Source organism: Bifidobacterium margollesii, assembly GCF_002860355.1.
GTDB lineage: Bacteria > Actinomycetota > Actinomycetes > Actinomycetales > Bifidobacteriaceae > Galliscardovia > Galliscardovia margollesii.
The window spans coordinates 13,347-27,442 of record NZ_NMWU01000018.1 but is presented as its reverse complement, the minus strand read 5'-3'; the positions used below and the strand labels follow the sequence as shown (position 1 = coordinate 27,442).

Below are 14,096 nucleotides of genomic sequence, written 5' to 3'. Positions count from 1 at the left end.
CGACGGCACCCCGGTCTCCTGCTCCTCGAGCCAGTCCCGATGCCACATACGCAACGCCTCCCGGCTGGGATACCCCAACTCCCGGATCACATCCGCCGCACAGCACTCATACCGGACATACAACTCCACCGCACGCCGCCGCTGCTCCCTCGTATACTTCACCATGGCCCGCCTCCCGGAACCCCCAGTCCAAGAAAACGGCACCACCTCGCGGAGACAATTCTCGTATGCTGTTTTTCGATGATTTCGGCGAAAGAGACACACGCTTTAGGGAAATTACTGCATCACTCCCCATTGATTCGATGGAGATTACAAATACTCTTCTATATGCTATCGTCAATAACCAACTTCTAATTATTAACTTTTTTAACGATATACATGATAGGCAAATGATTCAGTCTCCCCATGGATTTATTCCTAAATCATTGCAAAAGCGTAATGGGATTGTTTATGTGATAGGACGCCTATCGGGCGACTCCGCCATCTGGATTCCATCTCTCGGACAAAATGGGATATGGAAAGCTCCTCCTTGTGGAGTTATTAGTTTTCTTGGATTTCAGGATAGATTCCCTGTTTTCTGCATATCATCTCCAATCCATCAAACGCAAATTGTAACAGGAAATAGGAAAGGATTCTTAGAGGCTGTATCGTCCACACCTAATATTCACTGTCGCAAAATTATTATCCGGAGTAGAGATCAAACAAATATTCCCATTACACTTTTTTATAGACTTGATAGTATTCTCGAGCAGTCTCCTATTCTATTGATGGCATACGGATGTTATGGAATCGCACTTGAGGGAGCCTATGACCGTTTGATTTCATATGTCATACAGTCCGGCATAACTGTTGCCTTCTGCCATATTCGAGGTGGGGGCGAGTATGGGGAGGAATGGCATAGGCAAGCGATAAAAAACAATAAGTTCATATCTATCAATGATTTTCTCGATTGCACTAAAGGATTGATTGCAAATAACTTATGTGACGCCAAACGCATTGGAGCAGTGGGTTCAAGCGCCGGCGCTTTGGTTGTTCTTTCTGCCGCATTGCGCCGCCCGGATTATTTCAAAATTGTTCAATTATCGCACCCTTTTTTAACACCGGAATTGATTCTCACAAACCCCGACAATCCACTTACAATTAGCGATTGGGATGAATTCGGATATCCATCATCATCTTCTTGCTATGACTCGTTTTCACCTTTGGCGCAATTGCGGCGTCTTCCAGCTGATTTTTCTAATCAAGCTCCTGACATTTGGATTACTGCCGGCAAGAATGATATAAAGGCGCCTCTCTTATATACGGAACAATGGCTGAATTCATATTCGGCTATTGTTCCGTCCGCACATAATTCGGTGTTTTTGCAACTTTTAGATGAAGGACATCACAATTCTGATGATTCTTTGACCGGTGGCTGTTTATCAACTATATGGTTACTCGACTCTCTCTTCGACACAGATTGACATCTTTTGATGTCAATCGTCTCTCCGGCATAGACGATTGACTCGTCTTTATGGATACTGTCGGCAGTAGCACTCTCGTAGGAAGGATTCTCGTCCATGAAAAAACAACCAAATGACTTCATTGGGGTAAATACATATTTATCGATTCAGGCGCGTGGGCTGGTCAAGCGTGTGGTTTCCGCTGATGGTTCCAGTCCGAGTGTGATTCTCAATGATGTCTCGTTGGATATTCCCGGTGCCGGGTTGACGGCGATCGTCGGGCCTTCGGGTGCGGGCAAGACCTCTCTGTTGTACGTGTTGTCCGGTTTGGACAGTCCCGACTCGGGCCGGGTCGTCATCGGCGGCACCGACATCTACGCGTTGGACGAGGAGCGTCGTTCGCGGTTCATCCGCGGGCATATCGGTTTCGTGTTCCAGCAGTACAACCTCGTGCCGTATCTGACGGTCGAGGAGAACGTGATGCTGCCGCTCTCGCTCGCTCATCGCAAGGCCGACTACGTGCATGTCACGCAGCTGTTGTCCCGGTTCGGTCTGCGCCAGAGGGCGAGGACCGTGGTGAGCGCCCTGTCCGGTGGAGAGCAGCAGCGCGTGGCCCTGTGCCGGGCCCTGCTCTTGCGTCCGTCGGTGGTGTTCGCCGACGAGCCCACCGGCGCGCTCGACACCGCGAACAGCGAGCTCGTGCTGCAGGTGCTGCGCGAGCTGGCGGATTCGGGTTCCAGCGTGGTCATGGTCACGCATGACACGGATGCCGCCGCACTGGCCGACCGCGTAGTCTTCCTGCGTGACGGCGGGATCACCCACGTCGCGGGCAGGCTGACCGCCGGGCAGATCGTCGAGGGCATGCGCCGCACGTTCGAGCCGCCCATGTCGCAGCACGGTCAGGAGGTTCGCCGTGGGTAGGTATGTGCTTCGCGTGTTCCGCGACAATCTCGCGGGTTGGGTGCCCACGATCATGGTGGTCGCGGTGGTGACCACGCTGGTGGGCGTGTGCATGAACCAGTTCGTGTGGACCTCGTCGCCGTCGTTCGCGTCGGCCGCCCGGCTGGCGGGTTTGGATCCGGCCGAGTTCGCCATGGTGTCGGTCACGATCTATGTCGTGGTGGCGTTGCTTGCGTTCTTCTCGCTCACGGTGGTCGGTTCGGCCACGGTTGACCGCATCCGCGGCACGTTCGCGCAATGGCGTCTCATGGGCGCCAGCCCGAGCCAGGTGCGTGCGGGCATGTGGATGCTCGTGGGCGTGGCGAGCTTCATTGGCTCGCTGCTCGGTTCACTGATCGCGATGCCGGCCAGCCTGCTCGCGGTTCCCGAGTTCGACGCGATGGCCGCGGAGAGCTTCGCCGGCGGGCTCGGCTCGTTCGTCCCTCCCGCGTTCGCGCCGTCCGTGGCGGCATGGCTCGGCTCGCTGCTGTTGGGCGTGGTCACGTGCATGCTGGGCGCGTTTGTGCCCTCGATGCGTGCGGCGAAGGTCCGTCCCATCGAGGCGATCCGCGGCAAGGACGCGCCGATTGGACGGCGTGGATGGCGGTATTGGGTGCGCTGGACGCTGGGACTGGTTGTCATGGCGGCGGCGCTGGTATTGGCGTTCTCCGGCATGGGCATGCCGCGCGCCCGCGCGTTCGGACAGGAGGCCGGCCAGACGTTCAACGGCGCATTATGGGCCGGGATCATCGCGTCGTTCGGCATGTATGTCCTCGCCGGCGTGCTGGTCCCGATCCTGTTGGACGCGGGACGCGTCATGTGCCGCCTGTGCGGGTCGGCGACCGGCGTGCTCGCGGCCCGTGCCGCTAGGGCGAAGGCCGTGTCCAGTATGAACACCATCGCCCCGCTCGCACTGGCTCTGGGATTGTCCGCGACCCTGCTGACCTGCGCGCGGTCCTACGGGCGGATACTGGCCCTGGGTGGCCATCCGACGAGCCTGAACTACGCGGACTCGCTGCTGATGATCGCGATGCTGTGCATCGTGTCCCTGGCCACGAGCCTGGCCGTCATCGCGTTGTCGAACCGCGGCATGGTCGCCGACCAGGCGCTGCTGCGCAGCATCGGCATGTCGCCGCGCCGGGTGACGCGCATGATCCTGTGGCAGAGCCTGCAATTGGCCGCCGGCGCGGTCGTCCTCGCGCTCATCCCGGTCGCCGTCAGCTCGCTCGTGCTCGCCACACGCTCCATCACGCTCGTCGGTGTTCCGGTGGCCGAGATCCCGTGGACCGGTGTGATCGGCGCGGCAGCGGCCTGCTGGCTGGCGTTGTTCCTCATCCAGTACATGCAGATCCGCCCCGCGTTGCGCCGCAGCGTGGCCGACGCGATCAGAAGCCGTTGACGGCACCGGATTCGGAAAAGGAGGATGAGATCATGCCTGTCCGATACACGGCCATGCCGAGGCGAGCCCCGGTGTCCATGCTGCTCGCGTTCCTGCTAATCCTGACGGCCTTGTTCGGGCTGGCGGCGTGCGGCTCCATCCAAGGCTCCTGGCCGGACGGCCAGTATGCCGGCCGGGTGCCCGAACCCGATCGGGTGACGACCCGTATCAGGGACGAGACCGACAACGGCTATCTGATCGACGTGTCATGGACCATCGCCGAGGCGAAGGACTACGCGCGAAAGATCAAGGACGCGGGCTTCACCCGCAACGCCACCGAGGAGGAACAGGCCGGCGTATACGACTACACGGCCGACGACGGCATCGTCAAGGTCTCCATCAGTGCATTGCCTGGTGACAACGGCACCATCAACATCAACAAGCTCCAATGACACTCAAAAGGATCGGCGCTCATGGACATTCCCGCACATCACGAACCGTCACCCGGCAAGCCCCTGTCGGCGTCACCGCCCGTCCCGGAGCCCGGCCGGCCGAACCCGCCCCAACCGTTGCAAGCCGCGCCGAACGATTCGATCGTCGGATTCCTGCTGCTCGGACTGTTCCTGTCCCTGCCCGGCGTGCTGATCGCGTGGATCACCGGCCGCGACGGGCACGGATGGGAGCATGGCGGCCGCGTCGCCGCATGGATCGGGGCGCTGCTCTCGCCGTTCGTATGGCTGGCCATCATCATCGTATTCACTTTGTTGTTCACCGGTTCGGTCACGATGCTCGGCTGCCTGATGCCCGGCGCGGACTGTCTCGCCCAGTAAGCACGCCGATGACCCGGCGAGACGGCACAGTGGATCGTATGGAACGGCAAACGGTGAACGTCGGCAGGGTCACGGCCACAGCCATGCCATTATGCGTGCTCGCGGTCGAGGTCATGATGCTCATGTGGGAGCGCATAATCGGCACCCCATTGGACCCGATGTACACGCTCGCCAAGCAGACCGGCGGATTCGTGCTGCTGTTGCTGGCCCTGTGCCTGTCATGCTCGGTCTTGATGTTCCGTTACCGGGTCCCGTCCGTCACATTGATGTCGCAGCTCGTCCTGACCCTAATGCTGTCCTTCTGGCATGCGGACTCGATTCTGCTGGTCCAGCTGGTCGCGGCGTTTTACGCGTTCATGCGCACGACCGGGGAACGCCGCATGTACATCGGATCCCTCGCGACGACGTTGGCCGTGACCTTGGCGACGTTCATGTCATGGCCCGCCAGCCAGTTCCTCGGCGAATGGCCTGGCCGCATCCTCCTACTCGCCCTCGCCGGCGCGATCGCCCTGGCGCACCGCGGCATGGTTCAAGCCAGGAGAGCCACGGCCGCCGCCGGCCTGGAACACCGGCGCGCGCAGACCGCCGTCAAGCAGCGTGACGCCGCGGTGCGTCGTTCGCGCATCGCCGGACAGCTGCACGACAGCGTGGGTCACGGGTTGACCACGATCATCGCTTTATCCGAGGGATTGAGCGGTAAGACCGGCGACCCGCGCGTGGACGAGGCCCTGAAAGGCATCAACGAGATCGCACGGGAAAGCCTGGCGGACACGCGCAAGGCCGTGCGCGCACTGACTGAAACCGACACGACCGACGAAGACCCTGCTGAACCGGGATCCCGGAGCATGCGTTCATGGGATGACATCCGTCCGATCCTCGCACATGCCCGCACGCTCGGCATCATCACCATATTCACCGAAACCGGCATCCGCGCCGACGACGAACCCCAGGCGGACCTCTGCTTCGACGTGACCCGAGAGGCCATAACCAACGCCATCCGCCACGGCAGACACGTCACGCATCTCAACGTCTCATGGAACCACCAGCCCAACGGAGTCACCGTCATCGTCCGCAACGACGGAGCCACCGGTGCGGCGCAAGCCGTCGCACCCGATGACGGCACCGGATTGGCCGGACTGTCACGGCGCGTGCAAGACGCCGGCGGCACGTTCGCCTATGGGCCGGTCGATGGCACCGAATGGCAGGTCAAAGCGGTCATTCCCCCAACCGGGAACATGACCGGGAAGCAACCGGCCGAAAGGAAGATTCAACCATGATCCGTGTGATGCTCGTAGACGACCAGAGACTGGCACGCCTCGGTTTCCAGCTCATGCTCGACGACGTGACCGACATCACCGTCATCACCTCAGCGGAAAACGGGCAATCCGCCATCGACACACTCAACCAGTTGGATGCCAATCACCGGCCATTGCCCGACGTGATCCTCATGGACGTGCGCATGCCCGGCATGGACGGCATCGAAGCAACCCGACACATCGCCAGACACTGGCCCACCATCAGAACCCTCATCCTCACCACCTACGACGAAGACGACTACGCCTTCGGCGGGCTCGACGCTGGAGCCAGCGGATTCCTACTGAAAGACATAAGTAAATCACAATTAATGGAATCGATAAAAGCTGTTTTTGAAAATGGTAAAATTCTTACTCCACGAATAACAAAGAAACTAGTAGAATATCAACAAAGCAAATTCATTTTTCAAGACCAACAAAATATATTTATTGAATCATTCAAGAGTCTTACTACTAGAGAGCGTGACATATGTGCCTTAATCGCACAAGGACTCAGTAATGAAGACATAGCAAAAAAACTATTTCTGGAAACCAAATCAGTCAAACGCTATGTTAGTCGAATTCTATCGAAACTTCATCTTTCAAACCGCACCCAAATTGCAATCAATTGGATTAAATCGGGTGTTTTTACACAACTGAAATAGTGACTTCAATTCAAACATAGGCCCATGTCAATATTTCACACATTTATGAAATGTGCTTAACATGAAGTATCCATCTAATTACGAGTATAATTTATATACTCCTTTATAATACTATATGAACCATAGCTAATTTCTTACAGGAGTCATCTTTGTAATCTATTCATCTTGAAACGATGCAAATCCTTGGTCAGCGGCATAATTTCTTAGCGCTATCTGCCATTTGCCAGCAGCAGTCCTGAAATCGGTCTTGCCGGAGAAGAACGATCCCATATTGTCGTTGTAGATGGAGCGGGCGTAGGGTTCGAAGGGCAGAAACTCCCATTTGCCGGTGACGTTCTTGGCGGCCTGGGAGAAGACCTCGTTGTATTTCTGTCCGCCGAAGAACTCGTTGTCGCTGCCGTCGGCGTTCCTGAGCGTGGTCTTGGCGAGGAAGTCCTTCTGGTCGAGGGTCTTGGTGGTGGCGGGGAAGCTGCCGTTGGATACGCGGGCGTCGATGCCTTCGTCGTTGGTGGTGACGTATTCGACGAACTTCTTGGCGGCGTCGAGTTTGCCGTCGGGGATCTTCTTGGTGATGGCCAGTCCGCTGCCGCCGTATTCGCCGTTGATGGGCGTTCCGTCGATGGTGGGTAGGAGGGCTACGCGGAATTTGCCGGTGGCTTGGGGCACGCCCTGCAGGAGGTTGTTGGCCATCCATGCGCCGCTGATGAGGCTGGCGATGGAGCCGTCGCCCAGTGACTTCATCCAGTCGTCGGTCCAGGTCTTCGTGTGGACGTCGATGAGGTCTTCGTCGCGCATCTTCTGCCAGAGGTTCATGAACCGCTGGGCGCCCTTGTCCTTGGTGATATTGATGGTCAGTTTGTCGTCGTTGAGTTTGTAGGCGTGGCCGCCCATGGCCCACATCATCGCGTTGAACAGGCCGGCGTCGCCGGAGTCGGAGGTGATGTAGGAGCCGGTGGCGCGGATCTTCTTCGCGTCTTCGTAGAACTCGTCCCAGGTGGTCGGTGGTTGGCCGATACCGGCCTTGTCGAACACGTCCTTGTTGTAGAAGTAGGCCATGGGGCCCGAGTCGGCAGGCATCGCGTACAGGCCGCCGTTGATGTTCACGGAGTTCCATGTGCCGGGAGTGAACGTGTCCTTGAACTTGACGGTGTCGTAGACCTTGCTCAGATCCATGAGCGTGTCCGAGTGCACGAACTGCGGGATGGCGAGGTATTCGATCAGGGTGACGTCGGGCAGGCCATTGCCGGCCTGGGCCGCGTTGTTGAGCGCGGTGTAGGTCTCCTCGGTGCTGCCGACGTTGCTCACCTTCACCGTGATGTCGGGGTTGGCCTTCATGAAGTTTTTGGCGGCGCGATCGATGCTGGCGTCCCACGACCATACCGTCAGTTCGGTCTTGCCCGAGCTTGTTGTCGTGTTGCCGCATCCCGCGAGAGGGATGAGCAGCGCTCCGATGGCGGCCGTGGCGATGGCTGCGCGTGTGGTGTTGTTCATGTTGGTCTTCTTTCCGTGCTCGACCATCTTTGGCCGTATGTCGCAACTATTTTGTTTGGATGTCGAACATGATTATGTACAAAGATGGGAAACTTGTCAAAGTGCCGGGGTTTTCATATTGTCAGTCCCCTGATGGGTGTTATCCTGAAAGCCGTTCGAGGATGACGCCGGGATGTCCGTCCCGATAATGTGATTCCGCATTTTCCGCAATCGTCTCACCCGAGGAGGGCTCCCATGTACGCTAAATCCAATCCCAGCGATGCAAGGGCCAACAACCGCAGACTGCTGTTCCGGCTACTGTTTCCCGACCGGCAGCTGTCGCGCGCCGACCTGTGTAAGGAGACGGGGCTTTCCCGCGCCACCGCTACGGATGTGACCGGCGAGATGATCGACGACGGCCTGCTGAGGGAACTGGGGTCGGGCAGGCGCGACGGCCGGGGCAAGCCGGGCACCCTGCTGGCCATCGACGCGGACGTGCTTCGTCTGGTATGCGTCGATCTGTCCCGCCCGTATGTGATGACCGGCGCCGTGATGGACCTGCGGGCCAGAATCGTGGAGCGCCGCGAACGCGTGCTCGATGATGGCGACCGGGTCAATCTCGACGATGTGCTCTCGCTTGTGGGCCAGATGATCCGGCTTGCCGGTTCGGGGCTCGTCGGCATCGGCGTGGCCGTCCCCGGCGTGGTTTCCGGCGCGGGGAGGGTGATCTCCAGTTCCAATCTCGGCTGGGATGACGTGGAGCTTCGCGACATGCTCGAAGGCGAGTTCTCGTTGCCGGTCCGAGTGGACAACGACGCGAACGCGGCTCTGCTCGCCGACCGCTTCCTCGGGCACGGCAATCCCAACTGTCTGCTCGTGCAGATCACTCGGGGCATCGGCGCGTCGGTGCTGCTGAACGACGAGTTCGTGGAGGGCGATGACCATGCGGCCGGCGAAATCGGCCATGTCGTGATCGATCCCGCCGGCCCTGCGTGCACCTGCGGCAAGCGCGGCTGTCTGGAGACCTACGTATCGGCCATCGCGTTGCGCGACCGCATCCGCCGGAATCCCGAGCGGCGCGCGGACATCCTGGCCGAGGCCGGCGCAAGGCTCGGCAGCGCGCTGGCCATGCCGGCGAGCCTGCTGAACCTTCACGACATCGCCGTCTACGGGCCTCCCGACATCGTCGGCGAGACGCTGCTCGGCGCATGCGGCGAAACCGTCAACTCCTTGTCGCGGAACGACTACCAGAGCAACATACGGGTGCGCCGGTGCGAGCTCGGCGACGACGCCACCCTGCGGGGGCAGGCGGTCTCGGTTCTGCGCGAGATCGTGGGCAGGCGCGGGCTGTCCGCGGCGGCGGCCTCGTCCTGATGGATGCGGCCGCCGTCGCAGGGCGCGCATGTCGTGGTGTATCATCGCTTCCCGAATCCAATATGTAAGGATTTCGAACATAATGATCGGCGGACGAAAGAGAAGTCCGTCCAACGGGAACGGAGATTGCCATGATGATGAACGGCGGCGGCGCGACGGAAATAGAGAACCTGCGCGTCGGAGTGGATGTCGGGGGAACGAAGATCGAGGCGGTGCTGACCGACGCGGCCGGCGCCATCCTCGCGTCCGGACGCAGGACGGCCCGAAAGGGCGGCAATGAGGTCGTGGAGGACGTGGCCGCCATCGTGCGGCAGGTGGCCGGCATGAGGTTCGGTGATGTGAGATCGGTGGGCATCGGCATCCCGGGGTTGGTCCACCGAGACACCGGGCAGGTGGAGAACGTGGTCAATCTCGGAATCGAGAAACTGGAGCTCGGGGGCCGCGCGTCCGGCGTGCTCGGTCTGCCCGTGTGGGTGGACAACGACGTGAACGCCGCCGCGCTGGGAGCCTATGGGACGCTTCCCGAACGGCTCCGTCAGGGAAGGATGGCGTTCGTCAACCTGGGGACGGGGCTGGCGGCCGGATTCGTCCGCGCCGGTCTCGTCGAACGCGGCGACACGGGCGCCCTCGGGGAGATCGGCCACCTTCCGGTGGATTCCAACCGCGTGGCATGCAAATGCGGCCAACGCGGATGTCTGGAGACCGCATGCTCGGGAGGGGCTCTGCGACGCATGTGGCCCATGGCGGATCCTCCGCTGCCCGACATCCTCGCGAAGGCCGCAGGAGGCGATGCCGAAGCCGGGCGGGTTCTCGGCATCCTGCTGCATGCCCTCGCCGACGTCGTGCAGATCGTCGCCCAGGGCGAGGACCCTTCGGTCATCGTCATCGGGGGCGGCGTCTCGCGCGTCGGCTCCCCGTTGCTTGACGCATTGCGCGGGGAACTGCGCAGGCGGGAATCCTCCAGCGGTTTCATCGCGGGTCTGCGCCTGACGGAACGTCTGCGGCTCGCCGACCCGTCGATTCCGATCGGCGCGCTCGGTGCATCCCTCATCGCCTGCTGACCGCACTTCCCGATGCAACGCCCCCCTTCGGCGCGTCGGGCCGAATGCCGCGCGTTCCGTCAGGTTTCGCCAAGCAAGGCCGTAGCATGCCCCTTATTTTGTTCGACTGACTTGCAAAAAAGATAAAGGCGTCATATCCTTGGCTATCAAGGAGGTTGAAACCAACTAAGGGAATTAAGCAAGGATGACTAACAAAATTCTGGTCATTCATGCCGTGATGTCATGTCGAGGAACGATGTGACATCACGTTCCCAGGCGCTGTTTCGGGCGCCGGCGACGGCGTCCGAAACAGCATCGTCCACGCATGGCAGCGCGGGCGGATACGGACCCGGGACCGTCGTGCGCAGCGGCACGTCGCGCCATTCCTCCGAACGGCGGCGTCGGGCAGGCATTCCAGGAAAAGGAAACCACCATGAGAACGAAGAGGATTTCCGCGGCCATCGCCTTGGCGGCCGCGTCAGCGCTCACCCTGTCGGGATGCTCGATGGGAGCCCCGTCCGGCGGATCGCAGCAGGATGCGTCCGCGGGCGGCAAGCTGACGGTGTGGATCATGCAGGGCGACCAGAGCGAGGACACCATCAAGGCGATCAACGAGCGGTTCACCAAGGAGACGGGCGTCAAGGTCGATGTGCAGACCCAGGTGTGGGCCGACATCAACACGAAGGTGACGACCGCGCTGTCCACGGACACGCCGCCGGACGTTATCGATCTGGGCAACACGCAGGTCGCCGGGTTCGCCGTGAGCGGCGGCCTGCTGGATCTGACGGACAAGGCCGACGATATGAGGCAGGGGCACACCTGGCTGTCCGGTCTTGAGGAGCCCGCCACCATCGACGGCAGACTGTACGGCATCCCCGCGCTGGGGGCCGCCGGCGCCGTGATCTACAACAAGAAGATGTGGTCCGCGGCCGGAATCGACAATCCGCCGAGCACGTACGAGGAGCTTGAAGCCGACCTGCAGAAGCTCCGGGACGCGAACACCGACAAGGACTTCTCCCCGTTCTACATGCCCGGCCGCGATTGGAAGTCGGCGGCACGGTGGATCTGGGATGCCGGCGGCGACTTCGCCGAGCAGCAGTCGGACGGAACCTGGAAGAGCACCCTGTCGAGCGACAATTCGCTCAAGGGCATCGACCAATGGCTGGAATTCCAGCACAAGTGGTCCTCCGAGGCGTCCCGTTCGCTGGATACCGGCAACCCCGACTTCAGCCAGCTGCTGGCCGAAGGCAAGACCGGCGCGATCCTGAACAACAGCGCCGGCATCCGCACCATCCAGCAGTACAACCCCGACCTCACGACCGACGATCTGGGATCGTTCCCCATGCCCGGCGCCAGCGGCAAGCTCCAGCCGGCGATGATGGCCGGCTCGGTATGGGGCGTCGCCCAGAAGAGCAAGCGTCAGGAGCTGGCGCTCAAGTGGATCAAGATCGCCGCGAGCCCCGAGATCCAGAAGGACTACGTGTTCGCCAAGGACGGGTGGATGCCCAACTACGTCGAAGGCCTCGACGAGGTCATGAAGTCCGCGGACTTCCCGTCCTACCTGACCGGCTTCTTCGAGTCGGCGAAGAACACCAAGGCCACGCCGGCGTCACCGCAATGGCTGACCATCGAGAACGACAGCTCCCTGAACTGCTTCGGCGACATCGCCACCGGCGCCACCACGGCCAAGGCCGCGGCCAAGTCGTTCGACGAGCATGCGGACTCCCTGTACGCGAAGAAGTAGGGGAAGCGTGATGAGCAATGCGCAATCGACGGCTGCCGCCGTCCCCGTGGTGAAGCGGCGTCGCAATCTGACGCCCCTGTGGCTCCTGACACCCGCCGGCGTGATCATCATCGCGCTGGTCGTGGTGCCGTTGATCTTCCTGGTCTTCACGTCGTTCACGGACTTCAACCAGAAGACCCTGTTCACGGGCTCGTTCAACATCGTCGGGTTCGACCAGTACGAGAACGTGCTGACCGACCCGGAGTTCTACAAGTCGCTGGCCCGCACGTTCGGGTTCGCTGCCGCCCTCGTGGCCGGCAGCGTGCTGATCGGCATGGGCGTGGCCCAGCTGATGACCAAGCTGGGGCCGGTGATGCGCTGGCTGGTCACGTTCGTGCTGATCTTCGCGTGGGCCATGCCGAACGTCGCCTCGTCGGTGGTATGGAAGTGGCTGTTCCAGCCGGGGTACGGCGTGGTCAACTGGCTGCTGACCCAGACCCATTTGTTCGGGGACGTGACGAACCTGTCGTGGACCGACAACACGTGGCTCGCGTTCCTGGAGATCTGGCTGCTGGTCGTCTGGCAGGCCGTCCCGTACATCGCGATCAACCTGTACGCGGCGACCACGCAGGTGGACAAGTCCTGCCTTGAGGCGGCCCAGCTGGACGGCTGCTCGAAGCTGCGCTGCTACTGGCAGATCACCGTGCCGCTGATCAAGCCGAGCCTGATGGTCATCACGATGCTGTCGGTGATCTGGGACTTCAACGTGTTCAACCAGATCTGGCTCGTCTCCCAGGGAGGCCCCCGCGAGACGACCGCGACGATCGGCATCTTCACCTACAAGAAGGCGTTCGTGTCGTTCGACATCGGCACCGGCGCCGCCGCGAGCGTGCTGGTCACGCTCATCCTGCTCGCCCTGACGAGCGTGTACATCCGATACCTGCTCAAATCCGGGGAGGACCTGTGATGACCACCGCAACCATAACCTCTGCCGCGCCGCGAGCCAAGCGCAGCCTTTCCTCACGGCTGCGCCGCATCGGCACGATCGTGTTGGCCGTCGCGTTCTGCATCGTGTGGATCTTCCCGGTCTACTGGATGTTCGTCACGTCGATCAAGCCGCGCAACCAGATCATGACCGCCACGCCCGTGTTCTGGCCCGCGAAGCTGTCGATCGACAACTTCATGGTGGCCGTCACCCAGACGTCTTTCCTGACGAACCTGAAGAACAGCGTGATCGTGACCGCCGTGTCGATCGTCCTGTCGATCGTCCTCGCGTTCTTCGCGTGCGCGGCCCTGACCCTCTACCGGTTCCGCGGCCGCAAGGCGATCATGGTGTTCGTGCTGGCCATCCAGATGACCTCGGGCGGCATCATCCCGCAGTTCATCATCTTCAACCAGTTCGGCCTGCTGAACAAGTACAGCGGCCTGATCCTCGCGTACATCGCCATGGTCCTGCCGTTTGCGATCTGGAACATGCGCGGCTTCTTCCTCAACATCCCGAAGGACATCTTCGAGTCCGCGGCCGTTGAGGGGGCCAACGACTGGCAGATCCTGTGGAAGATCACCTTCCCGCTGGCCGCGCCCGGCATCGTGTCCACGTCCGTGTTCGCGTTCATCAACGCGTGGAACGACTATATGACCGCTTACACGTTTATGAAGGATCAGGCGAAGTATACGTTGCCCGTGTGGCTCTCCTCGTTCTCCACGCCCACCATGGGCACCGACTTCGGCGGGCAGATGGCCGCATCCGTTATCTTCTCCCTGCCCGTCGTGATCTTCTTCATGATCATTCAAAGGAACATCATGAAGGGCGTCACCACGGGAGCCGTCAAATAACCCAACCGAATCGATCGGCAGCATGTGCGGTGTCGGGACCATATCCGCGAAATGGCCTCGACACCGCACTGCCATCTCAGGGCCAAACGAACCTCACAACAATCCTT

At 60.7% G+C, this 14,096-nt stretch carries 13 protein-coding genes; 12 read left to right on the top strand and 1 reads right to left on the bottom strand.

The window, feature by feature from the left end; translation table 11 throughout:
• Positions 1-227 precede the first annotated feature (227 nt).
• The 7 genes from Uis1B_RS05445 (at position 228) to Uis1B_RS05415 (ending at position 6,546) form a co-directional block, all read left to right on the top strand.
• The gene (locus tag Uis1B_RS05445) at positions 228-1,463 is read left to right on the top strand and encodes a prolyl oligopeptidase family serine peptidase (protein ID WP_101616327.1); all 1,236 of its coding nucleotides are present in this window, start codon (positions 228-230) and stop codon (positions 1,461-1,463) included.
• Between the two features lie 96 nt (positions 1,464-1,559).
• Positions 1,560-2,363 (top strand): ABC transporter ATP-binding protein, encoded by an 804-nt coding sequence (locus tag Uis1B_RS05440; protein WP_101616325.1) that lies wholly within the window; start codon positions 1,560-1,562, stop codon positions 2,361-2,363.
• A gap of 13 nt (positions 2,364-2,376) precedes the next feature.
• Positions 2,377-3,780 carry an FtsX-like permease family protein gene (locus tag Uis1B_RS05435; protein WP_243390266.1) on the top strand — a complete coding sequence of 468 codons (1,404 nt, stop codon included), beginning with the start codon at positions 2,377-2,379 and terminating at the stop codon, positions 3,778-3,780.
• 32 nt (positions 3,781-3,812) lie between these two features.
• On the top strand, positions 3,813-4,211 hold the full coding sequence (locus tag Uis1B_RS05430) for a DUF6591 domain-containing protein (protein ID WP_101616321.1): 399 nt from the start codon (positions 3,813-3,815) through the stop codon (positions 4,209-4,211).
• Between the two features lie 21 nt (positions 4,212-4,232).
• Entirely contained in the window at positions 4,233-4,589 is a 357-nt protein-coding gene (locus Uis1B_RS05425; RefSeq protein WP_052119033.1) for a hypothetical protein, read from the top strand.
• A gap of 38 nt (positions 4,590-4,627) precedes the next feature.
• A complete protein-coding gene (locus Uis1B_RS05420; RefSeq protein ID WP_043164777.1) occupies positions 4,628-5,866 on the top strand; it encodes a sensor histidine kinase in 1,239 nt (412 codons plus the stop codon).
• On the top strand, positions 5,863-6,546 hold the full coding sequence (locus Uis1B_RS05415) for a response regulator transcription factor (RefSeq protein ID WP_043164775.1): 684 nt from the start codon (positions 5,863-5,865) through the stop codon (positions 6,544-6,546). Before Uis1B_RS05420 ends, Uis1B_RS05415 begins: the two co-directional genes overlap by 4 nt.
• A gap of 156 nt (positions 6,547-6,702) precedes the next feature.
• On the opposite strand, the gene Uis1B_RS05410 is transcribed toward Uis1B_RS05415, so the two are convergent.
• Positions 6,703-8,037 (bottom strand): ABC transporter substrate-binding protein, encoded by a 1,335-nt coding sequence (locus Uis1B_RS05410; protein ID WP_043164978.1) that lies wholly within the window; start codon positions 8,035-8,037, stop codon positions 6,703-6,705.
• A 234-nt stretch (positions 8,038-8,271) separates the two neighbouring features.
• Here Uis1B_RS05410 and Uis1B_RS05405 point away from each other — a divergent pair, with 234 nt between their 5' ends.
• The 5 genes from Uis1B_RS05405 to Uis1B_RS05380 all read left to right on the top strand — a co-directional run bounded on the left by Uis1B_RS05405 (position 8,272) and on the right by Uis1B_RS05380 (position 13,989).
• Entirely contained in the window at positions 8,272-9,390 is a 1,119-nt protein-coding gene (locus Uis1B_RS05405) for an ROK family protein (protein WP_101616319.1), read from the top strand.
• A gap of 131 nt (positions 9,391-9,521) precedes the next feature.
• Positions 9,522-10,451: an ROK family protein gene (locus Uis1B_RS05400; RefSeq protein WP_052119032.1), complete on the top strand. Its 930-nt coding sequence runs from the start codon at positions 9,522-9,524 to the stop codon at positions 10,449-10,451.
• A 412-nt stretch (positions 10,452-10,863) separates the two neighbouring features.
• The gene (locus Uis1B_RS05390; protein WP_043164773.1) at positions 10,864-12,174 is read left to right on the top strand and encodes a sugar ABC transporter substrate-binding protein; all 1,311 of its coding nucleotides are present in this window, start codon (positions 10,864-10,866) and stop codon (positions 12,172-12,174) included.
• A gap of 10 nt (positions 12,175-12,184) precedes the next feature.
• Positions 12,185-13,120, top strand: coding sequence for a carbohydrate ABC transporter permease (locus Uis1B_RS05385; RefSeq protein ID WP_044088999.1), 936 nt, complete (start codon positions 12,185-12,187; stop codon positions 13,118-13,120).
• Positions 13,120-13,989: a carbohydrate ABC transporter permease gene (locus tag Uis1B_RS05380; protein WP_043164770.1), complete on the top strand. Its 870-nt coding sequence runs from the start codon at positions 13,120-13,122 to the stop codon at positions 13,987-13,989. Before Uis1B_RS05385 ends, Uis1B_RS05380 begins: the two co-directional genes overlap by 1 nt.
• Positions 13,990-14,096: the final 107 nt, after the last annotated feature.